Source organism: Streptomyces tendae, from assembly GCF_014650435.1.
In the GTDB taxonomy this organism is placed as follows: Bacteria; Actinomycetota; Actinomycetes; order Streptomycetales; family Streptomycetaceae; genus Streptomyces; species Streptomyces tendae.
This window is the reverse complement of the sequence record NZ_BMUY01000009.1, coordinates 339,408-362,772: the sequence shown is the minus strand read 5'-3', so window position 1 is coordinate 362,772 and position 23,365 is coordinate 339,408. Positions and strand designations below refer to the sequence as shown.

The 23,365-nt window shown below is 73.3% G+C and carries 22 protein-coding genes; 7 read left to right on the top strand and 15 right to left on the bottom strand.

Annotated elements, in window-relative coordinates; translation table 11 throughout:
* Positions 1–79 precede the first annotated feature (79 nt).
* Both IE258_RS24935 and IE258_RS24930 read left to right on the top strand, forming a co-directional pair.
* Positions 80–844 (top strand): SDR family oxidoreductase, encoded by a 765-nt coding sequence (locus IE258_RS24935; RefSeq protein ID WP_189746899.1) that lies wholly within the window; start codon positions 80–82, stop codon positions 842–844.
* Positions 841–1,278, top strand: coding sequence for a hypothetical protein (locus tag IE258_RS24930; protein WP_229892385.1), 438 nt, complete (start codon positions 841–843; stop codon positions 1,276–1,278). Before IE258_RS24935 ends, IE258_RS24930 begins: the two co-directional genes overlap by 4 nt.
* A gap of 21 nt (positions 1,279–1,299) precedes the next feature.
* Here IE258_RS24930 and IE258_RS24925 read toward each other — a convergent pair whose 3' ends face one another.
* Complete coding sequence (locus tag IE258_RS24925) at positions 1,300–2,499, bottom strand: ROK family transcriptional regulator (protein WP_189746897.1); 1,200 nt, start codon at positions 2,497–2,499, stop codon at positions 1,300–1,302.
* Positions 2,500–2,611: 112 nt separating this feature from the next.
* Between IE258_RS24925 and IE258_RS24920 the strand changes: the two genes are divergently transcribed.
* Positions 2,612–3,823: an MFS transporter gene (locus IE258_RS24920; protein WP_189746895.1), complete on the top strand. Its 1,212-nt coding sequence runs from the start codon at positions 2,612–2,614 to the stop codon at positions 3,821–3,823.
* On the opposite strand, the gene IE258_RS24915 is transcribed toward IE258_RS24920, so the two are convergent.
* Complete coding sequence (locus tag IE258_RS24915; protein ID WP_189746893.1) at positions 3,783–4,250, bottom strand: acyl-CoA thioesterase; 468 nt, start codon at positions 4,248–4,250, stop codon at positions 3,783–3,785. The genes IE258_RS24920 and IE258_RS24915 overlap by 41 nt on opposite strands.
* A gap of 193 nt (positions 4,251–4,443) precedes the next feature.
* Between IE258_RS24915 and IE258_RS24910 the strand changes: the two genes are divergently transcribed.
* On the top strand, positions 4,444–5,871 hold the full coding sequence (locus IE258_RS24910) for a uracil-xanthine permease family protein (RefSeq protein ID WP_189746891.1): 1,428 nt from the start codon (positions 4,444–4,446) through the stop codon (positions 5,869–5,871).
* On the opposite strand, the gene IE258_RS24905 is transcribed toward IE258_RS24910, so the two are convergent.
* On the bottom strand, positions 5,853–6,989 hold the full coding sequence (locus tag IE258_RS24905) for a glycoside hydrolase family 6 protein (protein WP_189747025.1): 1,137 nt from the start codon (positions 6,987–6,989) through the stop codon (positions 5,853–5,855). The two genes, IE258_RS24910 and IE258_RS24905, sit on opposite strands and share 19 nt — an antisense overlap.
* 174 nt (positions 6,990–7,163) lie before the next feature.
* On the opposite strand from IE258_RS24905, the gene IE258_RS24900 reads away from it, so the two are divergent.
* Both IE258_RS24900 and IE258_RS24895 read left to right on the top strand, forming a co-directional pair.
* On the top strand, positions 7,164–7,859 hold the full coding sequence (locus IE258_RS24900) for a DUF5995 family protein (RefSeq protein ID WP_189746889.1): 696 nt from the start codon (positions 7,164–7,166) through the stop codon (positions 7,857–7,859).
* A 121-nt stretch (positions 7,860–7,980) separates the two neighbouring features.
* The gene (locus IE258_RS24895) at positions 7,981–8,913 is read left to right on the top strand and encodes an LLM class F420-dependent oxidoreductase (RefSeq protein WP_159325221.1); all 933 of its coding nucleotides are present in this window, start codon (positions 7,981–7,983) and stop codon (positions 8,911–8,913) included.
* Between the two features lie 22 nt (positions 8,914–8,935).
* On the opposite strand, the gene IE258_RS24890 is transcribed toward IE258_RS24895, so the two are convergent.
* The 12 genes from IE258_RS24890 to fmt all read right to left on the bottom strand — a co-directional run bounded on the left by IE258_RS24890 (position 8,936) and on the right by fmt (position 22,369).
* Positions 8,936–10,633, bottom strand: coding sequence for a flavin monoamine oxidase family protein (locus tag IE258_RS24890; protein ID WP_189746887.1), 1,698 nt, complete (start codon positions 10,631–10,633; stop codon positions 8,936–8,938).
* 57 nt (positions 10,634–10,690) lie between these two features.
* Positions 10,691–11,479: a carbon-nitrogen hydrolase family protein gene (locus tag IE258_RS24885; protein ID WP_189746885.1), complete on the bottom strand. Its 789-nt coding sequence runs from the start codon at positions 11,477–11,479 to the stop codon at positions 10,691–10,693.
* A 193-nt stretch (positions 11,480–11,672) separates the two neighbouring features.
* Positions 11,673–12,920 carry an MFS transporter gene (locus IE258_RS24880; RefSeq protein WP_189746884.1) on the bottom strand — a complete coding sequence of 416 codons (1,248 nt, stop codon included), beginning with the start codon at positions 12,918–12,920 and terminating at the stop codon, positions 11,673–11,675.
* 148 nt (positions 12,921–13,068) lie between these two features.
* A complete protein-coding gene (locus tag IE258_RS24875; RefSeq protein WP_003977367.1) occupies positions 13,069–13,521 on the bottom strand; it encodes an Lrp/AsnC family transcriptional regulator in 453 nt (150 codons plus the stop codon).
* Between the two features lie 15 nt (positions 13,522–13,536).
* Positions 13,537–15,027, bottom strand: a complete 1,491-nt coding sequence (locus IE258_RS24870) for an amino acid permease (protein WP_189746882.1) — start codon at positions 15,025–15,027, stop codon at positions 13,537–13,539.
* A 344-nt stretch (positions 15,028–15,371) separates the two neighbouring features.
* Complete coding sequence (locus IE258_RS24865) at positions 15,372–15,767, bottom strand: hypothetical protein (protein WP_189746880.1); 396 nt, start codon at positions 15,765–15,767, stop codon at positions 15,372–15,374.
* Between the two features lie 73 nt (positions 15,768–15,840).
* Complete coding sequence (locus IE258_RS24860) at positions 15,841–17,283, bottom strand: GuaB1 family IMP dehydrogenase-related protein (RefSeq protein ID WP_189746878.1); 1,443 nt, start codon at positions 17,281–17,283, stop codon at positions 15,841–15,843.
* Positions 17,284–17,391: 108 nt separating this feature from the next.
* Positions 17,392–17,745, bottom strand: coding sequence for a barstar family protein (locus tag IE258_RS24855; protein ID WP_159325228.1), 354 nt, complete (start codon positions 17,743–17,745; stop codon positions 17,392–17,394).
* 55 nt (positions 17,746–17,800) lie between these two features.
* A complete protein-coding gene (locus tag IE258_RS24850) occupies positions 17,801–18,844 on the bottom strand; it encodes a sugar-binding transcriptional regulator (RefSeq protein ID WP_189746876.1) in 1,044 nt (347 codons plus the stop codon).
* Between the two features lie 77 nt (positions 18,845–18,921).
* Entirely contained in the window at positions 18,922–19,608 is a 687-nt protein-coding gene (gene rpe, locus IE258_RS24845; protein ID WP_127896265.1) for a ribulose-phosphate 3-epimerase, read from the bottom strand.
* Positions 19,609–19,932: 324 nt separating this feature from the next.
* Positions 19,933–21,351: an RsmB/NOP family class I SAM-dependent RNA methyltransferase gene (locus IE258_RS24840; protein WP_189746874.1), complete on the bottom strand. Its 1,419-nt coding sequence runs from the start codon at positions 21,349–21,351 to the stop codon at positions 19,933–19,935.
* Positions 21,352–21,436: 85 nt separating this feature from the next.
* Positions 21,437–22,369: a methionyl-tRNA formyltransferase gene (gene fmt, locus IE258_RS24835; protein ID WP_159325230.1), complete on the bottom strand. Its 933-nt coding sequence runs from the start codon at positions 22,367–22,369 to the stop codon at positions 21,437–21,439.
* Between the two features lie 303 nt (positions 22,370–22,672).
* Here fmt and IE258_RS24830 point away from each other — a divergent pair, with 303 nt between their 5' ends.
* Positions 22,673–23,224 carry a hypothetical protein gene (locus IE258_RS24830; RefSeq protein WP_159325231.1) on the top strand — a complete coding sequence of 184 codons (552 nt, stop codon included), beginning with the start codon at positions 22,673–22,675 and terminating at the stop codon, positions 23,222–23,224.
* Positions 23,225–23,365: the final 141 nt, after the last annotated feature.

Sequence of the window (23,365 nt, the reverse complement as noted above, 5' to 3'; positions counted from 1 at the left end):
GCAGGGTGCGTTGCCCTGCGGGCTGCGCCACGGTGTGATGGGCGAACCACACGCCCACGTCCGACAGGGGCTGAACAGCATGACCACGATCCTGGTGACCGGCGGCACCGGCACGCTTGGCCGGCTCGTCACCGAACGGCTGCGGGCCGACGGGCACGAGGTGCGGGTCCTCAGCCGGCACAGCGAGCCGTACGCCGTCGACCTGCGCGAGGGCGGCAGCGGCCTGGACGCGGCGCTCGCCGGTGTCGACACGGTCGTGCACTGCGCGACCACGCAGCTCGGCGGGGACGAGCGGTCGGCCGCGAACCTGATCGCGGCGGCGCGGCGGGCCGGCGCGAGCCACCTGGTCTACATCTCGATCGTCGGCGTCGACCGGGTGCCGCTCGGCTACTACCGGCCCAAGTTCGCGGTGGAGAAGCTGGTGGAGGAGTCGGGGATCGGGTGGACGGTCCTGCGGGCCACCCAGTTCCACGACCTGGTGGTGCAGGTGCTCCGGGCGCTGGCCAAGCTGCCGGTCCTGGTGCTGCCCGCGCACGCCTGCGACCAGCCGGTGGAGGTGGCGGAGGTCGCGGACCGGCTCGCCGAACTGGCCCAGGGGGCGCCCGCCGGGCGGGCGCCGGACGTGGGCGGTCCCGAGGTGCGCACCTTCGAGTCGTTGGCCCGTGCCTATCTGGGCGCGACGGGACGCCGGCGGGCCGTGGTGAACCTGCCGCTCGCGGGGAAGACTTACCGCGCGTTCCGCGCGGGCGGGCATCTCGCGCCCGAACACGCGGTCGGCAAAGGCACGTTCGAGGAGTACCTGGCGGGGCGGTTCGGCCGCGGGGAGGACGGGCGGCGCGGATGAGCGGACGGGCGGCGCTGCGGGCGGGGCTGGGACTGCTCGCGGGCGGCCAGGTGGTGCTGGGGCTGTGGATCCTGCTGCTGCCGGAGCTGTTCTGGAAGTGGCCGTGGGTGTCGCACCTGCCGCCCTACAACGAGCATCTGCTCCAGGACTTCGGCGGGGCGAGCCTCGCGCTCGCCGTGGTGCTCTGCGCGGCGGTGGCGACGATGGAACGCCGCCTGGTGCTGACGGCGCTGGTGGCCTACCTGGTCTCCGCCGTCGCCCATCTCCTCTTCCACGCCCGGCATCTGGAGCCCCTGTCGGCGGCGAGCGCCGCGGGTTTCCTGGCCCTGCTGGGTGCGGCGGTGCTGCTCCCGGCGGTACTGGTGTGGCTGGCGGCGGACGGCACGGCGTTCCGGGAGCCGGGCTCCGCGGGCACCGGCCGGCGCCCCGAGTGAGATCCTCCCGGGCGCCGCGGGCTACCGCTCGGGCGGGGCGAAGAGGTCGTCCTGGGCGCGGTCGCGGGCGGTCAGCAGGGCGCCGCGCAGGACCGCGCCGCCGCCCAGGGTGCTGTGCCGCACCTCCGTGGCCAGCGGGGACATCCGGGCGAGGCGGTGCTGGACGCGGTCGGCGAGGGCGTCGGCGCCGGCCCGGCCGATCTCACCGGCGAGCACCAGGCAGCCGGGGTCGAGGACGGAGACGACGGCGGCGGCGCCGAGTACGACGCGGTCGGCGAGGGCGTCGAGGAAGCCCTCGGCGGCGGGGTCGCTCCCCGACGCCGACCGGCGTACCGCCTCCCGGACCAGTGCGGCGGCGTGCGGCTCGGGCCCGGCGGGTCGTGCCGTCACTCCGTGCTCCGCCGCGAGCGCGGTGACCGCCGCCGCCCCGGCCACGGAGTGGAAGCCACCGTCGCAGTCGGTGGCCGACGGCAGGCCCGCGGTGCCCGGCACCGGCATGAAGCCGATCTCGCCCGCTCCCCCGGACACGCCCCGGCGCAGGGTGCCGTCGAGGACGACGGCCGCGCCGATGCCGAGGCCGAGCCAGAGGAGCACGAAGGTGTCCCGGTCGCGGGCGGCGCCGTCGCGCTGTTCGGCCAGGGCGGCGAGGTTGGTCTCGTTCTCGACGCCGACCCGCGCCTCGGGGAACTTCTCCTGGAGGGCCGCCATCAGACTGCGGTGCCACTCGGGCAGTCCGCTGGAGTCCCGGAGTTCCCCGCCGACCGGGTCGATCAGTCCGGGGGCGCCGATGCCGACGGTGTGCAGCCGGTCGGCGCCGGCCTCCTTGACCGCGCGCTCGACCAGGCTCACCGCCTGCTCCACCGCGGGACCGGTGCCGGAGTGGTCGTCGATGGGCACGGAGCCCTCGGCGAGGACCCGGCCGAGCAGGTCGGAGACGAGCACGGCGACGCCCTCGGTGCGCACGTCGAGGGCGGCGAGGTACGCGCGCTCGGCGACGATGCCGTACAGCTTCGCGTTGGGTCCGCGGCGCTGCTCGCCGGACTCCCCCGCCACCTCGATCAGTCCGGCGTCGGTGAGGCGTTCGACGAGGTCGGCGACGGTGGGCCGGGACAGGCCGGTCAGCTGCTTCAACTGCCCTGCCGTCAACGGGCCCTCCCGCTGGAGCAGCTGAAGGGCGAGCCGGTCGTTGATGGCCCGGGCGGTGCTCGGAGATGCGGGCATGCCGGGATCCTTCCAGATCGGCGGCGCGGGGGCCGCACCGGTAATCCACTATCTATCAGGCAGGCTCCCTGATAGTTTACGCCGCGGATTGACGGACACGGAGGGGTGGACCATGAGCACAGGAACCTACGGGCGCCGCGAGGTGAAGCACGCCCGGTACGCCGTGGCGGCGGTCTTCGCCGTGCACGGCGCCGTCACCGGCTCCTTCGCGACCCGGGTGCCGTGGATCCAGGACCACGCCGGTGTGAGCGCGGGCCAGTTGGGGCTGGCGCTCGCCTTCCCGGCGCTCGGCGCGTCCCTCGCCATGCCGCTGGCCGGCCGAGTCAGCCACCGCTTCGGCGCCCGTACCGCACTGCGCGGTCTGCTGGCCCTGTGGACGCTGGCGCTGATCCTGCCCTCCCTCGCCCCGAACCTGCTCACCCTGTGCCTCGCCCTGTTCGTCTACGGCGCCACGGCGGGCATGTCGGACGTGGCGATGAACGCCCTGGGCGTCGAGATCGAGAACCGTCTCGACAAGTCGATCATGTCGGGGCTGCACGGCATGTGGAGCGCGGGCGCGCTGATCGGTTCGGCGGCCGGGACGCTCGCCGCCCACCTGGGCACGGACGCCCGGACCCACCACCTTCTGGCCGCCGCGGTGCTGACCGTGACCGGCCTGGTCGCCTGCACGTGGGTGCTGGACCTCCAGCCCGCCGAGGACGAGGACCCGCCGCCGCGCTTCGCGCTGCCGCCCAGGTCGGCGCTGCTGATCGGCGCGGTCGGGTTCTGCGCGGTGTTCGCGGAGGGCGCGAGCCTGGACTGGTCCGCGGTCTATCTGCGGGACGAGCTGGAGACGTCGGCCGGTCTGGCGGCGGCCTGCACGACGGGCTTCACGCTGACGATGGCACTGGCCCGGCTCGCCGGCGACAAGGTGGTGGACCGGTTCGGCGCGGTGCGCACGGTACGGGTGAGCGGCGTGCTGGCCACCCTCGGCGGTCTGCTCGTCGTGGTCGGCGGCCATCCGGCGGTGGCGATGACCGGCTTCGCGCTGATGGGCCTCGGCATCGCCGTGGTCGTCCCGCTGTGCTTCGCCGCGGCCGGCCGGGCCGGTTCCAACCCGAGCCTGGCCATCGCGGGCGTCGCCACCATCACGTACACCTCGGGCCTGGTCGCGCCGAGCGCGATCGGCGGTCTGGCCCAGGCGACCAGCCTGGTGGTGTCGTTCGGTCTGGTGACCCTGCTGGCCTGCTGCCTGGTGGTGTTCGCGCGGGTACTGCGGGCCGGGGACCGGAACCGGCCGAAGATCAGTCCGCCGGTCGCAGAAGTGCCCGACCGGCAGTCCTGAACGCCTCGCTCCACGGCGCCGGGCGCAGCGTCCGGGAGTCCAGCCGGACCAGCACCCGGGTGCCGCGGGCGTAGGTGGTGGCGCCGTCCGCCGAGCAGAACCGGAAGCCGTAGGTGAGACCGGTGGTGCCGAGCCGGTCCAGCCACAGGTGGACGGCGTACGCGCCGGGCCGGGTGACCGGCGCCTCGTAGCCGATCGTCAGTTCCTTGACGGCGTTGCAGGCGTCGCCGGCGGCCGCCCAGCCGCCCTCGAAGCGGACGCCGCGCTCGGCCCACAGCTCGGTCCAGGCCCGCTCGACCATCACCGGGTAGCGGGCGTTGTGCAGCAGCCCTAGGGCGTCCAGGTCGTCGAAGTGGACGGTGACGGGGACGAGCCGGCCGTACGGCACGACGGGCGGGACGGGGGCGGCGGGCGCTTCGGCGGTCACGGCGGACTCCTGGGTGGTGCGGGGTGGTACGTGCGGGGTGGCACGTGCGGTGTCAACGCGCGTACGGGGATCCTCACCATCCTAAGCGGACGCTCAGCACGCCCCTCGAGGAAGGGTGCAGGTCAACCGCACGGCCGGGCACCCCTGACAATGGTCCGGACAGACCTCGGTACAGAGAAAGCGAAACCTCACCATGGACCTCGGCGTGCGTTGGAAACTGCACGGGGACGGCAAAGTGCCCGCCCCCGGAGCGGTGGTCCGCCCCGACGAACGGCTCTCCTGGCCCCGCACCGCCGGGCTGGGCGCCCAGCACGTGGTGGCCATGTTCGGGGCGTCGTTCGTGGCTCCGGTCCTGATGGGCCTGGACCCCAACCTCGCGATCATGATGTCGGGCGTGGCGACCGTCATCTTCCTGCTCGCCACCCGCGGCCGGGTGCCCAGCTACCTCGGCTGCTCGCTCTCCTTCGTCGGCGTCGCCGCGGTGATCCGGGCGCAGGGCGGCACCAGCGCCACGGTGACCGGCGCGGTCCTCGTGGTCGGCGTCGCGCTGTTCCTGGTGGGGCTCGCCGTGCAGCGGTTCGGGGCGCGGATCATCCACGCCGCGATGCCGCCGGTCGTCACGGGCGCGGTGGTGATGCTGATCGGCTTCAACCTGGCGCCCGTCACCGCGTCCACCTACTGGCCGCAGGACCAGTGGACGGCACTGTTCGTGATGCTGTTCACCGGTCTGGCCGTGGTGTGCCTGCGCGGCTTCTGGTCCCGGATCGCGATCTTCCTGGGGCTGGTCTTCGGCTACGTCCTCTCCTGGGCCCTCGACCGGATCTTCGGGAAGATCCACTCGGTGGACGGCGGCGGCAAGCTCACCGACCACTGGCGGCTGGACTTCTCCGCCGTGGGCCAGGCCGACTGGATCGGACTGCCGTCCTTCCACGGGCCGAGCTTCGAGTGGTCGGCGATCCTGGTCGCCCTGCCCGTCGTCATCGCCCTGATCGCGGAGAACGCCGGGCACGTCAAGGCGGTCGGCGAGATGACCGGCGACAACCTCGACGACAGGCTCGGCACGGCGATCTCGGCCGACGGCATCGGCTCGGTGCTCTCCACCGCGGTCGGCGGCCCGCCCAACACCACGTACTCCGAGAACATCGGCGTGATGGCCGCGACCCGGGTGTACTCGACGGCCGCGTACTGGGCGGCGGCCGGTTTCGCCCTGCTCTTCGGCCTCTGCCCGAAGTTCGGCGCGGTCGTCGCCGCGATCCCGGGCGGTGTGCTGGGCGGCATCACCGTCATCCTCTACGGCATGATCGGCCTGCTCGGCGCGCAGATCTGGATCAACGCCAAGGTGGACATGCGCAACCCGCTGAACCTGGTGCCCGCCGCCGCGGGCATCATCATCGGCGTCGGCAACGTCAGCATGGAGTTCACCGACACGTTCTCGCTCAGCGGCATCGCGCTCGGCACCCTGGTCGTCATCACCGGCTACCACGCGCTGCGCGCCTTCGCCCCGGCCCACCTCAAGACGCAGCAGCCGCTCCTCGACGAGGGCACGTCGTCGTACGACGCGAAGACCGATTCCGGCGGCGACGGCGCTGACGGCGGCGGTGCTCAGCGCGCCAGGTCGTAGGCGTACGAGGGCGTGAACGTCCCCGGCTCGCCCCGGCAGCCGTCCGACTCCCCGGGCAGCTTGACCCACAGGTAGGCGTCGATGCGCCCCATGCCGGTGGTGAGGGTCGGTGCGCGGCCGAGCTTGCGGCCGGCCGGGTCGCACCACTGCCCGTCGGACGGGGCGCCGTTGCCGTTGCGACTGGTGTCGATGACGGCGCCGAGGCTCGGCGGACCGCCCAGGGAGTCGAGGACCGCGCGGTCGTAGGCGACCTCGTCGGCGGTGGTGTGGAAGTTGGAGACGTTGCTGAAGACGCCGTCGGAGGAGTCGGCGGAGGCCGCACCGGCCTGTTTCAGCCAGGCCGCCTGCTGGGCGGGCGCGTGCCAGCCGGAGTGCCCCGCGTCGTAGTACACCCGGGCGGCCGGGTCGGCGTCCTTGATGACCCGTCCGGCCCGGGCCAGGGAGGCGAAGCGGTCGGCGCGCTCACCGGCGGACAGGCACTCGGACTGGGCGACCGAGTCCGGTTCCAGCACGACGATCACCTCGCCCGAGCCCAGCCCGGCGGCGAACCGGTCGATCCAGGCGTCGTAGGCGTCGAGGCCGGGCGCGCCGCCCTCGGAGTGGCCGCCGCAGTCCCGGTCGGGTATCGCGTACGGCACGAGGACCGGCACCCGGCCCTGGGCGGCGCCCGCGGAGGTCACGGCGCGGACCCGGGCGGTGATGGTGGCCGGAGTGTGGTCGGTGAACCAGACGGCGGCCGGGTACCCGGCGATCCGGGACGCGATGACGTCCTGGCGCGGGTCGCCGGGGTGGGCCCGGACCCAGTCGAGCACCTGGGAGTCGGGGTGCCGGTAGAGCCCGGTGCTGGGCCGGGGTTCCTGCTGCGCCGGGGTCCGCTTCGGCGAAGGGCTGGGCGTCGCCCGCCGTGCGGTCGGGGACGGCGACGCGGAGCGCGACGGCTCCGCCGACGGGGACGAGGTCGAGGACGGGGACGGGGAGACGGGCAGGGCGTCCAGCCGCACCGAGCGGCTCGCCTGCGGCCCGGCCCGGTCGGCACCGCCGCCGTCGTCGCCGCCGAGCGCGGTCAGCAGGCCGGTCGCGGTGCCCACCGCGACGACGACGGACGCCGCCGCGGCCATCGCGCCGCGGGCGGCGGCACGCCTGCGCTCGGTCCTGCGGGCGGCCAGACGCCGGGCGCGAAGGCCTGACACGTACGGATCCCCCTCCCCCGCGCGGCGGGCGCGTTCCCCCGTTCTGGGGAAGCGTCGGGCCCGCCGGCACGACGGCCAGCCTAAAGCTGCGACGCTGCCGCCATGGCGCACTGCGAGCAAGTCCCGACGGCCGCCTTGACGGTGGACACCGTCCTGTCCCGGATGCGCGCCCTCGACACGGCGCTGCCGGCCCGGGACGGCGTGGCGGTCTTCAACCGCGTCTACCTGGCCGTCACGGAGACCGTCGCCCTGCACATCGACGGCGGCCGGTTCGCGGACGCCTCGGCCGCGACCGCGCTGGACGTACGGTTCGCGGAGCGCTACCTGGCCGCCGTGGACGCGGCGGAGGAGGACCGCCGTCCGCCCGCCTGCTGGCGCCCCCTGTTCCAGTTCCGCCGCCATCCCGAAGTACGGCCGCTGCAGTTCGCGCTGGCGGGCATCAACGCGCACATCGGCCACGACCTCGCGCTGGCCGTGGTGGACACCTGTCGTACGCGCGGCTGCGAACCCGTCGAGCTGGAGGACGAGTTCGACCGCGTGGGCGATCTCCTCGTCTCGCTGGAGGAGCGCATCCGCGACGAGCTGATGCCGGGCCCCGACCTCCTGCAGATCGCCGACCCGCTGACCCATCTGCTGGGCTCCTGGAGCCTGGAGCGCGCCCGCGAGGCCGCCTGGGCGGCGGCGCGCGCCCTGTGGGCGCTGCGCCGACTGCCCGACATCGCCGGAGAGTTCACCGAACGGCTGGACGCCGCGGTGGGCTTCGCGGGCCGCATGCTGCTCACCCCGCTGCCGGACTGATCCGGCCGGTTCCCGCCGCGGCTCCGCCGTGCTCGTCCGGAACATCCGTACGTTCGTTGTACGTTGAAACCGGTTGGAACCAAGGGCAACATCGCACCCCGACTGCGAAGGAGCACCCGGCATGACGACCCGTCTCGGACTCGGCCTCCCCCAGATGCGGCAGTACGACCTCGGCAAGGACGTCCCCGACGTGGCGCGCGCGGCGGAACGGACGGGCTACGAAAGCCTGTGGGTGTTCGAACGCGCCCTGTTCCCGGAGCCCGCGACCCAGGGCCTGTACGGCGTCAAGGGCCTGCCCTGGCCGGACACGTACCGGAGTGTGGCGGAGCCGCTGGTCACCCTCGCCCTCGCCGCCGCGGTCACCGAACGGGCCCGGCTGGGCACAAGCGTGCTGGTCGCCCCGCTGCACGTGCCCTTCCAGCTCGCCAAGACACTGGCCTCGCTGGACGCGGCGAGCGGCGGCCGGGTGGTGGCGGGCTTCGGCACCGGCTGGTCGCACGACGAGTACGCGGCGGCGTCCGTACGGCCGTTCGCCGAGCGCGGCGCCGCCCTGGACGAGCTGATCGGGGTGTGCCGGGCGGTGTGGGGACCGGACCCGGTGGTGTACGACGGCGAGGTCACGAAGATCGCGTCCGCGGTGGTCGGCCCCAAGCCCGCCCGGCCGATCCCGATCCTGCTGGCGGCCGGCAACAGCGGCCGGGCCCGGCGCCGCCTGGTCGACCACGCCGACGGCTGGCTGCCGACCGGCATGGGCGCCGAGACCGTCGCCGAGCAGTGGCGGGAGCTGCGGGAGCTGGCCGCCGAACGGGGCCGCACCGAACCGATCCGGACGGTGCTGCGGGTCAACACCCGCTACAGCAGGAAGAACTACGAGGGCTCCGACCGCCGTCCCTTCCAGGGCGGCGTCGACCAGATCGTCGAGGACCTAGCCGCGCACGCCGAGATCGGCCTGGACGAGATCCTCGTCGACCTGCAGAGCACCACGCGCGACGCCGAGGAACTCAAGGACGTCGCCGCCCTGGTCTACGAGAAGGCCAGGGCCGCCGGGGTCTAGGCCGCCGGGCGGAGACGCCCTACTAATCCTCGGGGAGTTCCACGGGCGCGATCTCCTCGTACAGGTCGCCGGGGCCGGGGTTGGTCGCGTCGGTCTCGCCGCCGAGGTGGTGCATGACGCCCCAGACCGCGTTCAGCGCGGTCTGGACGGCGCCCTCGGCCCAGCCGGCCGTCCAGGAGATGTCGTCGCCGGCGAGGAAGATGCCCCGCTTGTCCTCGGGCAGCCGCTCCTGCATGAAGTGCGTGAACAGGCGGCGCTGGTAGCGGTAGTGGCCGGGCAGGTTGGCCTTGAACGCGCCCATGAAGTAGGGCTCGTTCTCCCAGGAGACCGTCACCGGGTTGCCGATGACGTGCTTCCGGATGTCGACCTTCGGGTAGATCTCGCCGAGCGACTTCAGCATGACCTCCATCCGCTCGTTCGCGGACAGCGGCAGCCACTTCAGGCTGTCGTCGCACCAGGTGTAGGAGAGGCAGATGACGGCGGGCCTGTCCGGGCCGTCGTCGAGGAGGTAGGTGCCGCGGGTCATCCGGTCGGTGAGCGTCATCGACATGACGTCCCGGCCGGTGACCTCGTCCTTGTCGAGCCAGAAGGGCCGGTCCACGGGCACGAAGAGCTTGCTGGACTCCATGTAGTGGGTCCGCTCGATCGCGGTCCAGTGGTCGATCGGGAAGAGCGAGTCGTCGCAGGCGATCTTCGAGAGCAGCATCCAGGACTGGGCGGTGAAGATCGCCGCCCGGTACGTGCGGATGTCGCCGTCCGCGTCGGTCACGGTGATGCGGTTGCCGGCGGTGCGGTTCAGCCGGGTCACGGCCGGGCGGGGCTCGCCGTCCACGTGCAGGGACTTCAGCGAGGTGCCGTGCGGCCAGTGGACGATCTTCTCCGGCTCGCGCTCCCAGAGCCTCAGCGGTAGCTGCTGGGAGCCGCCGACGATGCCGCGGTGGTGGTCGTCGGCCTCGGTGTAGACGACGCGGAGGATCTCCAGGATGGAGTTGGGGAAGTCGGTGTCCCAGCCGCCGGTGCCGAAGCCGACCTGGCCGAAGATCTCGCGGTGCCGGAAGGACTTGAACGCCTCGGAGTCGCAGAGGAAGCCGTAGAAGGTCTGGTTGTCGAGCTTCTCGACCAGCTTCGCCCAGATCTTTCGGATACGAGGGACGTCGCGCTCGCGCAGGGCGCGGTTCATGTCGGAGAAGTCGGCGCCCTCTTCGAGGCACTTCGCCCAGGCTTCGGCCACGTCCCGGTAGACCTGCGGCAGGTCGTCGAGCGTCTCGGCGTAGTGCGACTCGCCCTTGAGGTCCACGACGGTCGAGGGGGTCGCCTCGGCCAGCGGGTTGGGGAACGCCCGAGTCTCCAGACCCACCAGGTCGATGTAGTGCTGGAGGGCGGTGGAGGACGGCGGGAAGCGCATCGCGCCCATCTCGGCGGTGAGCGAGGGGTCGCAGCCGTCGAAGCCGACGGTGCGCAGCCGGCCGCCGATCCGGTCGGCCTCGTAGACGACGGGCTTGAGGCCCATCTTCATCAGCTCGTAGGCGGCCACGACGCCGGACAGGCCGCCGCCGATGACGGCGACCTCGGTGCCGTGTGCGGTGGCGGGTATCTGGCCGAGTCCGGCGGGGTGCGCGAGGAAGTCGTCGTACGCGTACGGGAAGTCCGGCCCGAACATGGTGATCGGCGGCTGCTGCTCGTCTGCGTGCTCGATCGCGTTGGGCACGGTGGACGTCATGGGGTACGGACTCCTTGCACGGGTGGAACGGTGGGGTCGGGGCGCGCGGTTCGCGGCTCAGGCGAGGGCGCCGTAGAGGCCGGGGCGACGGTCCCGCAGGTACGGGTTGGCCTCGCGCGAGGCAGCCAGGAAGGCCGGGTCGACGTCGGCCAGGACCAGTTCCTCGGCGTGCCCCGCCCTGGCGCGGGCGATGCCGTCCGGCCCCGCGAGGGTGGACAGGCCGACGAACTCGAACTCGCCCTCGTGGCCGACGCGGTTGACGTACGCGACGTACATCTGGTTCTCGAAGGCCCGCACCGGCACGACGGACTCGGCGACGAACTGGAACGGGTGCATCTGCGCCGTCGGGACGAGCAGCAGGTCGGTGCCGGCCAGGGCGTGGGCACGGACGTTCTCCGGGAACTCCACGTCATAGCAGATCATCAGGCCGACGGTGACGCCGTTCAGCTCGGCCTGGACGACGGGCTCCTCCCCGGGCGTGAAGTGGTCGCGCTCGAAGCAGCCGAAGAGGTGGGTCTTGCGGTAGCCGGCCAGCCGGGTGCCGTCGGCGGAGATCAGCTGAACGGAGTTGTAGACGCGCTCACCGGCCCGCTCCGGGTAGCCGTAGGCGATCGCGAGGCCGTGGCGCCCGGTGATCTCCGCGACCGCGTCGGCCGCGTCGCCGTCGGCGGGCTCGGCGAGGACGCCGATGTCGTCGCCGATGGCGTACCCGGTCAGGAACAGCTCGGAGGTGACGAGCAGCGCGGCGCCCGCGGCGGCGGCACGGCCCGCGGCCTCGTCGAGGACCTTGAGGTTCTCGGCGGTGGAACCGGGGCGGCCGGAGCTCTGGAGCAGGGCGGTGCGCATGCGTGTTCCTCACCGGAGGGAAGGGGGTTCGGGGGCCAGATAGACCGTACGGTCGGCGGACTCGGCCGGACAAGACGGACCTGTTGCGCGCCCGTGAGCGGATCGTTGCGTGCGTACGGCACCCCGCGGCGATTCGTTGCGCCCCTGACGGCACAGCTGCCCCAGTACGTGGGGGCTGCGCCGTTCCAGAAGGTCAGGGAAGGGACCGGCGACTGCGACATCGTGCCCGGAGGGCCCCGGCAGCGGTCCTGACGGCGCCGGCCAGCAGCAGCGCCGTCAGGACGTACGGCACCGCGGACAGTGCGAAGGCGGTGCCGTGGCCCCATGCCGTGGACGCCGCCGCATAGGCGCCGTAGGTGGCGAGGTTGCCCAGTTCGGTGCCGAGGCCGGCGACCGAGGTCAGAGTGGCCCGCCCGGTGTCGTCGATGCGCTGCTGGAGGCGGGCGTCGGCCAGCACGGTGGCGAGCTGGAAGCCGCCGAAGGCGAGTGCCACCAGGATCAGGGCGGCGGGTGTGCCGGCCAGGCCGCCGACGGCCAGGGCGAGCGCGGAACCGGTGAGCAGGGCGGCGAACCCGTTGGTGGTCAGCCGCTCCGCCGCCCCGGCCAGCAGGCTTCCCGCCGTGGCCCCGGCCCAGATCATCAGCAGCAGCCAGGGCACGCTCTCCGGCGCCACACCGGTGTCGCTCGCCAGCAGCGGGGTGTACTCGTCGAGCGCGCCCCACACCGCGGTCACGGCCGGTACGAGGAGCAGCGCGCCGCGCACGGACCGGTCGGCGCGGGCGTCGGCGAGTCCCGCGCGCAGGGTCGCCGACCAGCGTTCGCCGTCGCCGGAGGGGGTGCGGTGCTCGGGGAAGCGGGTCGCCACCGCGGCCGCGGTCAGACAGGCGAGGACACTCGCGGCGCCCACCGCGTCGTAGCCGCCCCAGGCGAACACGGGACCGGCCAGGCCCATGGCGGACATGGTCGCGGCGATGCCGATCGCGCGGGCCCGGCCCATGACGCGGGCGTAGTGGCCGGCCGCGCCGGCCCGGTCGAGTTCGTCGTAGACGAGTGCTTCCAGCGCGCCCGAGCCGAGCGCGCCGCCGGCGCCCCACAGCAGGAAGCCGAGCGCGAAGGCACCGTAGGAGGGCACGAGCACCCACAGGGCGAAGCCGGCCGCGGTGAGCAGCGGGCCGAGGATCAGCAGCAGCCGCCGGGAGACGGCATCGGCCCAGACGCCGGAGGGCACCTCGAGCAGGACACCGGTCAGCGACCACAGGGCGAACAGCGAGGCCATCTGCCAGACGGACAGGCCGGTGTCGCTGAACAGCAGCGCGTACACCGGGTAGAGCAGGACGAACTCGTCGCAGAACGCGGAGGCGTACAGCGTGCGCACAAGCCGACGGCTGCCGGTGGACACGGTGGCGGCACGCGCGGGTGAGGGCGTGGGTGAGACGGTCATGAGGCCTTCCCGAGGGGGCGGATCGGACACCGGAGGTACGGCGTCCGGGGCGGCCCTCGGGAGGAGGCGCTACGGGTGGCGCGGGTGGATCAATGTCGTCGGCTCATGGCACCGATGCTAGACGCCGGCCGGCGTCCTGCCCATGGGATTACGTGGGCGAGCCCGACGAGAAGCGCCGCAGCAGCGGCGAGAGCACCAGGACGGACTTGGTGCGCTCCACGAACGGCTCCCCGGCGATCCGCTCCAGGACCCGCTCGAAGTGCCGCATGTCGGAGGCGAAGACCTGGGCGACCGCGTCCGCGTCCCCGGTGACGGTGGACGCGGCCACGACCTCCTGGTAGCGCTCCAGGCCGCGCTGGATGGTCTCGGGCGAGGTGTTGCGGCGGCAGAAGATCTCGACGAAACCCTCGGTCTCCCAGCCGAGCGCGGCGGGGTCGACCCGTACGGTGAAGCCGGTGATGGCGCCGGTGGCGCGCAGCCGGTCCACGCGCCGTTTCACGGCGGGCGCGGAGAGGCCGACCGACTGCCCGATGTCCGCGTAGGAGCGGCGGGCGTCCTCGGCGAGGGCGTGCACGATGCGTTCGTCGAGATCGTTCAGCACTGCGGGTCGTTCACTTCACTTCTGGTGCGTCCGGACCTCGGCGGGGTCCGGTGTGGCGAGTCGGGAGCGGCGGTGGCCGTACACGAAGTAGAACACGAGCCCGACGGCCATCCAGACACCGAAGACCACCCAGGTGACGGTGGACAGGCTGCCCATCATCCAGACGCAGAAGCCGAAGCCGAGGGCGGGCAGGACCGGCGACAGCGGGACCCGGAAGGTGCGGCGCATCTCGGGGCGGGTCCGGCGCAGCACCACGACGGCCACGTTGACCAGGGCGAAGGCGAAGAGGGTGCCGATGCTGGTGGCGTCGGCGAGTTGCCCGAGCGGGATGGCGGCGGCGAGGACGCCGCAGAACAGGGAGACGATCAGCGTGTTGGCGCGCGGCGCGCCGGTCTTCGGGTGGACCTTGGAGAAGACCTTGGGCACCAGTCCGTCGCGGGACATGGCGAACAGGACGCGGGTCTGGCCGTAGAGGACGGTCAGCACGACGCTGGCGATGGCGACGACGGCGCAGAAGGCCAGCAGGGTGCCCCAGAAGCTCTGCCCGGTGACGTCGGTCATAATCTGCGCGAGGGACGCCTCGGAGTCGGTGAAGGTCCGCCAGGGCTTGGCGCCGACGGCGACGGCCGCGACCAGGACGTACAGCACCGTGACGATGACCAGGGAAAGCATGATCGCGCGGGGCAGGTCGCGCTGGGCGTTCTTGGCCTCCTCGCCGGCGGTGGAGGCGGCGTCGAAGCCGATGTAGGAGAAGAAGAGCGTCGCACCGGCCGCGCTGACCCCGGCCATGCCGAGCGGCATGAAGTGCTCGTAGTTGCCGGAGCGGAAGCCCTGCACGCCGATCGCGCAGAACAGCACCAGTGCCGCGATCTTGACGACGACCATGATCGTGTTGGCGCGGGCGGACTCGCGGGCGCCGCCGAGCAGGAACGTCATGGCCAGGAGTACGACGATCAGCGCGGGCAGGTTGAAGATGCCGCCGTCGCCGGGCGGTGCCGACAGGGCCGCAGGGAGGGTGACGCCGATGGTGCCGTCGAGCAGCTCGTTCAGGTACTCGCCCCAGCCGACGGCGACGGCGGCCACGGACACGCCGTACTCCAGGACCAGGCACCAGCCGCAGATCCAGGCGACCAGTTCGCCCATGGTGGCGTAGGCGTACGAGTACGAGGATCCGGCGACCGGGATGGTGCCGGCCAGCTCGGCGTAGGACAGGGCCGAGAAGAGCGCGGTGAGGCCCGCGACGACGAAGGACAGCGTGACGGCCGGTCCGGCCTTGGGGACGGCCTCGCCGAGGACGACGAAGATGCCGGTGCCTAGGGTGGCGCCGATGCTGATCATCGTGAGCTGCCAGAGGCCGAGGGAGCGGCGGAGGCTGCCGCCCTCGCCCTGGCCGCCCTCCGCGACCAGGCGTTCCACCGGCTTGCGGCGCATGAGGCGCGCGGCCAGGCCCGGGGACGAGGGGGCGGCCGATGCGTCGTGGTGCGGGGGTGCGCCTTGGTCGAGCACGCGTTGACTCCTTTGTCGCTGCCGGTGGCTCCGCCGGGCTGGGCGGACGGGCTCCGGGCGGGCCTGGGGAGCGGCGGGGACCGGCGGGCGCGCTCGTGCAGAACGGGAACCCACCGAGCGGGGTCCCCGCCACGCCACGTACAGCGCAGAACACTACGAGCGCGGCGGTGCCCCGGTAATGCAGCAACCTTGCGCGTTCGAGCACGATCGTTGCGTTCGACGCGGCAGCGCGGGTGTTCGTTGCGCGCGGGGTGTGCGGCGTTCCGCCCGGCGTCGGCGGACGGCGGATCGGGCCTGGTCGGCGACCGGTCCGGGACCGCGCCCGGCGACCCGGCGGAGGCCGGTCAGTGGCCGTCCGCTTCACCCGCGACGGCCCGCGCCTCGGCCGCGTCCGCGGCGTCGAAGCCGATCTGTCCGGGCTGGCCGCGGGCGGCCTCCTGGGCATCGATCCAGCGGGTGTGCGCCTCCCAGGCGGCCTGCTTGCTGGTGCCGAGAGCGGCCCCGATCTGCGCCCAGGAGGCACCGGCCTCGCGGGCGGCGCGCACGGTGAGCTGGCGCCCGTAGGCGGCCTTGCGGGCGACCACCTCGCTCAGGGCGAGCAGTTCCAGGAGCTGGGGGCGGTCCAGGGCCTCGTCGTCGCTGCCGAACCCGGCGAGGGACTCGCGGGCGCGCAGCTCGTCGAGGCGGGCCACGGCGGTCAGCAGGGTGTGCTCCGGCTCGATGCTCTGCGGTGTCGTCATGCGCCCAGCGTCGCGTCAAGCCTGCCTGACGTCAAGCAGACCTGACGGGACGGTGGACGGTGACGGGCGCCGATCAGCTCCAGCTGGCGTGCAGCGGCTTGCCCTCGGCGTAGCCTGCGGCGCTCTGGATGCCGACGATGGCCTTCTCGGCGAACTCCTCCAGGGAGCCCGCACCGGCGTAGGTGCAGGAGGAGCGGACACCCGCGATGATCGCATCGATCAGGTCCTCGACGCCGGGACGGGCCGGGTCCAGGAACATCCGCGAGGTGGAGATGCCCTCCTCGAACAGCGCCTTGCGGGCCCGGTCGTACGCCGACTCCTCCGAGGTGCGGTTGCGCACCGCGCGGGCGGAGGCCATGCCGAAGGACTCCTTGTAGGCGCGCCCGTTGGCGTCGTGCTGGAGGTCGCCCGGGGACTCGTACGTACCCGCGAACCAGGAGCCGACCATCACGTTGGACGCACCGGCCGCGAGGGCCATCGCCACGTCGCGCGGGTGGCGGACGCCGCCGTCGGCCCACACGTGCTTGCCGTACTTCTTCGCCTCGGCGGCGCACTCCAGGACGGCGGAGAACTGCGGCCGGCCCACGCCGGTCATCATCCGGGTGGTGCACATGGCGCCGGGGCCGACGCCGACCTTGACGATGTCGGCGCCCGCCTCGATCAGGTCGCGCACACCCTCGGCGGAGACGATGTTGCCCGCGACGATCGGGACCCGCGGGTCCAGCTCGCGCACCACCTTGACCGCGCTGATCATCGACTCCTGGTGACCGTGCGCGGTGTCGATGACGAGGGTGTCCACACCCGCGTCGAGCAGCTGCTTGGCCTTGCCCGCCACGTCGCCGTTGATCCCGACGGCGGCGGCGATGCGCAGCCTGCCCTCGCCGTCGACGGCCGGGGTGTACAGGGTGGCGCGCAGGGCGCCCTTGCGGGTGAGGATGCCGGCGAGGCGGCCGTCCTTGTCCACTGCGGGGGCGTAGCGCCGGTTGGCGGCGTCGAGGGTGTTGAACGCCTCGCGCGGGTCCAGGTCGGCGTCGATGAGGATCAGGTCCTTGGACATGACCTCCTCGAGCTGGGTGAAGCGGTCCACGCCGGACAGGTCGGCGTCGGTGACCACACCGACCGGCTTGTGGTCCTCGTCCACGACGACCCCGGCGTTGTGCGCCCGCTTGGGCAGCAGGGACAGCGCGTCCGCGACCGTCTGGTGCGGGGCCAGCACGATGGGGGTGTCCAGGACGAGGTGGCGGCTCTTCACCCAGGAGACGACGTCGGTGACGACCTCGATGGGGATGTCCTGCGGGATGACCACGAGGCCGCCGCGCCGGGCCACCGTCTCGGCCATCCGGCGGCCCGCGATGGCGGTCATGTTGGCGACGACCAGCGGGATCGTGGTGCCCGTGCCGTCCGGGGAGCCGAGGTCCACGCCCTGCCGGGAGCCGACGGCGGAGCGGCTCGGCACCATGAACACGTCGTCGTACGTCAGGTCGTACGAGGGCTGGATGTCATTCAGGAAACGCACGTGCTGCACATCCCAGTCGATCAGAGGTGGCCCCCGGACAGGTCAGCCAGGGGGAAAGAGCACGTACTTCATTCTCCCATGACGGGTGGCCGATAACCCCCGGGCAGATCATCCAGGCTGGTCAGCGGGGTCCTTGGAGGAACCTCCAGGACCGAGGGTGACGAAGAGCCCCGGGCCGCGGTCGGTGGCCTCGGCGAAGACCTCCTCGGCGACGGCCCACTCCTCGGGCCGCGCCTCGGCGTACGCCCGCCAGCCCTCCACGACCAGCACCAGGCCCTGGTCCGCCGCGCCCTCCGGCCAGACGGAGGGGTCGGCGAGGGAGTCGGCGAGCGCGTCCCAGTTGCGGCCGAACCAGTCGGGCAGCGCCAGGTCACGGGCGCAGCGGTCCATCAGCCCCGCCTTGTCCGTGACCCCGCCGAGGTCCAGCGTGACCACGAGCCGTCCCGCGGAGTCCTCGGTCATCTCGCGCCCTTCCTCCCGTGTTTCCCTGATTTCCCGCTTCCCCGCTGAATCGCCGTCAGATTCCGTCGGGGTCCGTCCGGTTGAGCGTCGACTTCGGTGCCGAGCCGGCCGTCATCAGATAGTCCGCGGCCGACGTGTCCGTCACCAGGCTGGTGATGAGACCGGAGCGCAGCACCGCGTCGATGGCCGCGGCTTTGCGCTGCCCGCCCGCGATCGCCACCACCTCGGGGATACGGCGGAGCTGGTCGGCCTTGACGGTGATGCACCGCTCCCCCAGGTCCCGTCCGACCCGGCGGCCCTCGGCGTCGAAGAGGTGTGCGGACATCTCGGCGGCGACCCCGAGGGAGGCGTAGTGCGCGCGCTCCTCGTCGCTGAGCATGTCGTGCACCGTCGAGATGCCGGGCTCCCAGGAGCCGATGGAGACGCAGGCGACCGTGACCTTGTCGAAGTACTCGAAGGCCCGGGCGATCCCGGTCTGGTGCCGCAGCGCCTGCGCGGTGGCCGCGTCCGGCAGCAGCATCGGCGCGTAGATGGGGTGGGCGTCGCCGCCCGACACCTGGGCGGCGCGGCGCACGGCCTCCACCGAGCCGCGCTCGGCGGTCCCGGCGTCGTACACACCCGTCAGCTGGACCACGGTGCACGGCGGCAGCCGGTCCAGCGCGGCCGCCATGTGGATGGTGGACCGGCCCCAGGCCAGCCCGAGCACGTCGCCCTCGTTGACCAGCTCGCCGAGCAGGTCGGCGGCCACCTCCCCCAGGTTCTCCGGGTCGGGTGTCTCCTCGGCGTCGGCCGGGGACTCCACCACGACGGCGTGCCGGAGCCCGTAGCGGGCGCGCAGGGCGTCCGAGCGCTCGGCGTCCAGCTCGGCCGGCACCCGGATCTCGATTCGTACAAGGTCCCGCTCGAGGGCGGTCTCGAGAACCCTGGCCACCTTGAAGCGGCTGACGCCGAACTCCTCCGCGATCTGGATCTTGGACTTTCCCTCGAGGTAGAAGCGGCGGGCCATGGCCGCCGCCTGGACCAGCTCAGCGGGTCCCATCCGCATGGCTGAACGGCCCGCCGACATACCCGACACGGCGATCTCCTCACTGCTGTTCACACTCTGGATACGCCGTTCATCCTTGCAGATTCGGCGCTGTTGATCAGCCCTGATGGGAGCCGTTCACTTTCTGTTCCTCAGTGGTCGCAGGACCAGGATGCCTTGGCGGTGGCCGCGTCCGCCTGCGTGCGCAGTGCACGTACCGCCTCGGCCGGGTCGGACGCCCCGTACACGGCGGAGCCCGCGACGAAGACGTCGGCGCCGGCGTCGGCGCACCGCTCGATCGTGGACGCCGAGACACCGCCGTCGACCTGGAGCCACAGCTCCAGACCGTGCTTCTTGATCAGCTCACGGGTGCGGCGGATCTTGGGAAGCATGATGTCGAGGAACGCCTGCCCGCCGAAGCCGGGTTCAACCGTCATGATCAGCAGCATGTCGAGCTCGGGGAGCAGGTCCTCGTACGGCTCGATCGGCGTCGCGGGCTTCAGCGCCATGGACGCGCGGGCGCCCTTGGCCCGGATCTCCCGGGCCAGCCGGACCGGCGCGGCGGCCGCCTCGGCGTGGAAGGTGACGGACCCGGCGCCCGCCTCCACGTACTGCGGGGCCCAGCGGTCGGGGGCCTCGATCATGAGGTGGCAGTCCAGCGGGGTGTCGGTGGCGCGGGCCAGGGACTCGACCACCGGTACGCCGAGCGTGAGGTTCGGGACGAAGTGGTTGTCCATGACGTCGACGTGGAGCCAGTCGGCTCCCCGGACCGCCTCGGCCTCGTCCGCGAGGCGGGCGAAGTCGGCGGACAGGATGCTGGGGTTGATCTGCGCGGGCATGCTCCTAAGCGTGCCATGCCCTCCGGGGGTGGGCGGCATGGGTCCCCCCGGGGTCGGGTGTTCGTCGGCCGCCGGGCCGGGGGTGTTGGTCGGCCGCGGGGCCGGTGCGGGGTGTTGGTCGGCCGCGGGGCCGGTGCGGTTCGTCGTCGGCCGCGGGCCGGTGGGGGGTTGTTCGTCGGCTGCGGGCCGGTGGGGGCTGGTCGCGCAGTTCCCCGCGCCCCTGGGGTGGTTGCGGGTCGTCGTCGGGTTCGGGCTGCGGGTGGCTGCTCGCGCCTGCGCGGCGGAGGTGCAGCGTGGCACAGCCCCGTATCCCTTTGGGGTGTGTTACGCGGTGCGGCGGATCAGGGCCAGGTACATGGCGTCCGTGCCGTGGAGGTGGGGCCAGAGCTGGAGGTCGGGGCCCTCGCCCAGGGCGGGGACGTCGGGCAGCAGCGGGCGGGCGTCGACGAGGTCGGTGTCGGGGCGTTGCTTGAGGACGTCCGCGACGACGGCCCGGGTCTCGGCGAGGTGGGGTGAGCAGGTCGCGTAGGCGACGACGCCCCCGACCCGTACGGCCTCCAGGGCACTGCGCAGCAGCCCGCGCTGGAGCGGGGCGAAGCCGTCCAGGTCCTCGGGGCGGCGCCGCCAGCGTGCCTCGGGCCGGCGGCGCAGGGCACCGAGCCCGGTGCACGGCACGTCGACCAGGACGCGGTCGAAGCTGCCGGGCCGCCACGCCGGGCGCGTCCCATCGGCGGCGATCACCTGGTAGGGGCCCGGATTGCCGTCCAGCGCCCTGGCCACGAGCCCGGCGCGGTGCGGCTGCTTCTCCGAGGCCAGCAGGAAGGCTCCCCGCTCGGCGGCCAGGGCGCCGAGGAGCGCCGCCTTGCCGCCGGGTCCCGCGCACCCGTCCAGCCAGCGCCGGTCGGGCCCGTCCAGCGGCGCGTTGGCGAGGGCCAGGGCGACCAGCTGGCTGCCCTCGTCCTGCACCCCGGCGCGGCCCTCCCGCACGGCCTCGACGGCCCCGGGTTCGCCGCCCTCGCTCAGCCGCACGGCGTACGGCGACCAGCGCCCCGGTACGGCGGCCTCCTCGCCGAGCAACTCCTCGCGGGTGGCCCGGCCCGGCCGCGCGACGAGGGTGACCTCGGGGCGTTCGTTGTCGGCGGCCAGCAGTTCCTCGATGCCGGTGCGGCCGCCGCCCAGCGAGTCCCACAGCGCGGAGACCACCCAGCGCGGGTGCGAGTGCACGACGGCCAGGTGGTCCTCGGGGTCCTCGTCGTAGGGCGGGGCGACGCGCTCGAGCCAGCCGTCGAGGTCGTCCCGGGCCACCTTGCGCAGCACCGCGTTGACGAACTTGGCCCGCCCGTCCCCCAGCACCACCCGCGCCAGCTCCACGGAGGCGGAGACGGCGGCGTGGCTCGGGATGCGCGTCCCCAGCAGCTGGTGCACGCCCAGGCTGAGGACGTCGAGGACCGGCGGATCGACCTCGCGCAGCGGCCGGTCCACGCAGTCCGCGATGATCGCGTCGTACGTCCCCTGCCGGCGCAGCGTCCCGTACACCAGCTCGGTCGCGAGGGCCGCGTCCCGGGCGTCGAACTCGCCCGCTTCACGCGCCTTGCGCAGCAGCGGCGGCAGCACGAGGTTGGCGTACGCGTCCCGCTCGTCCACGGCCCGGAGCGCCTCGAAGGCGAGGATGCGGACGGGGTCCTTCTGGGGCCTGCGGTACGGCTTGCCGGGCTTGCGGGGACGGCGGGGCTGCTCGCTCACGAAAAAGGTGCTCCGGGTGTGGGATGAAGTGCGCTCACCAGCGTACGCCGGGCCGGTGAACGGTGAAGTCGGGGCGGGGCGCGGGTCAGGCGCCGAGCAGCTCCCCCTCGGTGATCCGCGCCCCGCGCGCCCAGTCCGCGGCCCGCATCGGCTTCTTGCCCTGGGCCTGGACCCACAGCAGCTCGACGGCGTGCGAGCCGGTACCGACGTACACGTTGTTCTTCCCCGCGGCGAGCTGCCCCGGGGCCAGGTCCGTACGGTCGGGCAGGGGCAGGGCCTGTACGAGCTTGAGCCGCTCGCCGCGGAAGGTGGTCCACGCGCCGGGGGCCGGGGTGCAGCCGCGTACCACCCGGTCCACGCGCAGCGCCGGGGCGGTCCAGTCGACCCGGGCGTCCTCGACGGTGATCTTCGGGGCGAGGGTGACGCCCTCGTCCGGCTGCGGTACGGCCTTCAGGCTGCCGTCCTCGATGCCGTCCATGGTGGCCGCGAGCAGACCGGCGCCGGCGAAGGCCAGCCGGGTCAGCAGGTCGCCGCTGGTGTCGGTGGGGCGGACGGTTTCGGTGACCGTCCCGTACACGGGGCCGGAGTCCAGGCCCTCCTCGATCAGGAAGGTGGACGCGCCGGTGATCTCGTCGCCCGCCATCAGCGCGTGCTGCACGGGGGCGGCGCCGCGCCAGGCGGGCAGCAGCGAGAAGTGCAGGTTGACCCAGCCGCGGGCGGGCACGTCCAGGGCGACGCGGGGCAGCAGGGCGCCGTAGGCGACGACGGGGCAGCAGTCGGGGGCGATCTCGCGCAGCCGGTCCAGGAAGTCGGGGTCGCGCGGCTTCGCGGGCTTGAGCACCTCGATCCCGGCCTCCTCGGCCCGCTCGGCCACGGGCGAGGCGACCAGTCGGCGCCCGCGTCCGGCCGGAGCGTCGGGCCGCGTGACGACGGCGGCCACCTCGTGACGCCCGGAGGCGATCAGGGCGTCCAGGGCGGGGACGGCGACCTCGGGGGTACCGGCGAAGACCAGCTTCATGGGTGGGACGGGCCTCTCGGGCGGGGACGGTGGCGGGCGACGCACCAGTCTACGAGCCGTCGAACGAGGGGAAGCCGCCGACGGCGCGGTACCCCCACGGGAGAGCTCAGCCTCTCGTCCGACTGGAATCGGGTGATGCGCGGGTGGGCCCCCGAGGCCGAAGGCCGAGGGGGCGCACGACCAACCCTCCACGCCCCCACCCCGTGACCAACCCCGCACCCGCACGTTGGTCAAGAAAGAGTTGACACGCCGGGCCGCCCGCGCGGCCCGATTCCTTTCAACGCCGGTTCGAGAGGCTTGTTCATGGCCGACCACGCAACCCACGACGCCCAGGCTCGGGCCAGCCTGCACTTGCTGGTGCGGGACATCGAGCGGGTCCGCCGGCAGGTGGACGCACTACGCACCCTCACCGCCCAGTTGGGCAACGTCTACCGCCCGCGCCGCTCCGGCCCCTCCGCGGGCTTCGTCGTCTACGGACGCGCCCCCGCCCCGACGGTGCGTCTCGCCCAGGAACTGCGGGACAGTGTCGAGACCCTCGTCACGGCCGCCGTGGACTTCGACCGCTCGCTCGGCTTCTCGTGGGACGCGGTGGGCTCGGCACTCGGCGTCACCAAGCAGGCGGTGCACCGCCGCTACGGCTCCCGGCGCGCCGCGGCCCAGACGGCGGCCGCCCCCGAGGCCACCGAGCACACCCCGGAGCCCACGGGCACGCACCCGGTCAACGTGGGCTCGGGACTGCCCCCGGTGCCCACGGTCCCGGCGGCCCGCTCCATGCCGACCCAGCCGACGTCGGGCAGCCCGTCCCTGCGTGACGAGGTCCGCTCGACCGCCTTCCCCGGCCCGCGCAACGGCTGATCCACTCGGCTGCCCCACTCGGCTGACCGACTCCGGCTGAAGCGCACCGCCGTCACACGCCGGCCGCCCGCACCGGCCGAGCCGCGCCCCCCGCACCGGCCCTCCGCCCTCCCCGCCCCTCCGGGAGACGGAGGGCCGCGG

What these genes read in the sequence shown, in the direction of transcription:
- IE258_RS24935 (WP_189746899.1), top strand. Translation starts at nt 80, where the DNA reads ATGACCACGATCCTGGTGACCGGCGGCACCGGCACGCTTGGCCGGCTC.
- IE258_RS24930 (WP_229892385.1), top strand. Translation starts at nt 841, where the DNA reads ATGAGCGGACGGGCGGCGCTGCGGGCGGGGCTGGGACTGCTCGCGGGC.
- IE258_RS24925 (WP_189746897.1), bottom strand. Translation starts at nt 2,499, where the DNA reads ATGCCCGCATCTCCGAGCACCGCCCGGGCCATCAACGACCGGCTCGCC.
- IE258_RS24920 (WP_189746895.1), top strand. Translation starts at nt 2,612, where the DNA reads ATGAGCACAGGAACCTACGGGCGCCGCGAGGTGAAGCACGCCCGGTAC.
- IE258_RS24910 (WP_189746891.1), top strand. Translation starts at nt 4,444, where the DNA reads ATGGACCTCGGCGTGCGTTGGAAACTGCACGGGGACGGCAAAGTGCCC.
- IE258_RS24905 (WP_189747025.1), bottom strand. Translation starts at nt 6,989, where the DNA reads ATGGCCGCGGCGGCGTCCGTCGTCGTCGCGGTGGGCACCGCGACCGGC.
- IE258_RS24900 (WP_189746889.1), top strand. Translation starts at nt 7,164, where the DNA reads ATGGCGCACTGCGAGCAAGTCCCGACGGCCGCCTTGACGGTGGACACC.
- IE258_RS24895 (WP_159325221.1), top strand. Translation starts at nt 7,981, where the DNA reads ATGACGACCCGTCTCGGACTCGGCCTCCCCCAGATGCGGCAGTACGAC.
- IE258_RS24890 (WP_189746887.1), bottom strand. Translation starts at nt 10,633, where the DNA reads ATGACGTCCACCGTGCCCAACGCGATCGAGCACGCAGACGAGCAGCAG.
- IE258_RS24885 (WP_189746885.1), bottom strand. Translation starts at nt 11,479, where the DNA reads ATGCGCACCGCCCTGCTCCAGAGCTCCGGCCGCCCCGGTTCCACCGCC.
- IE258_RS24880 (WP_189746884.1), bottom strand. Translation starts at nt 12,920, where the DNA reads ATGACCGTCTCACCCACGCCCTCACCCGCGCGTGCCGCCACCGTGTCC.
- IE258_RS24865 (WP_189746880.1), bottom strand. Translation starts at nt 15,767, where the DNA reads ATGACGACACCGCAGAGCATCGAGCCGGAGCACACCCTGCTGACCGCC.
- IE258_RS24855 (WP_159325228.1), bottom strand. Translation starts at nt 17,745, where the DNA reads ATGACCGAGGACTCCGCGGGACGGCTCGTGGTCACGCTGGACCTCGGC.
- rpe (WP_127896265.1), bottom strand. Translation starts at nt 19,608, where the DNA reads ATGCCCGCGCAGATCAACCCCAGCATCCTGTCCGCCGACTTCGCCCGC.
- fmt (WP_159325230.1), bottom strand. Translation starts at nt 22,369, where the DNA reads ATGAAGCTGGTCTTCGCCGGTACCCCCGAGGTCGCCGTCCCCGCCCTG.
- IE258_RS24830 (WP_159325231.1), top strand. Translation starts at nt 22,673, where the DNA reads ATGGCCGACCACGCAACCCACGACGCCCAGGCTCGGGCCAGCCTGCAC.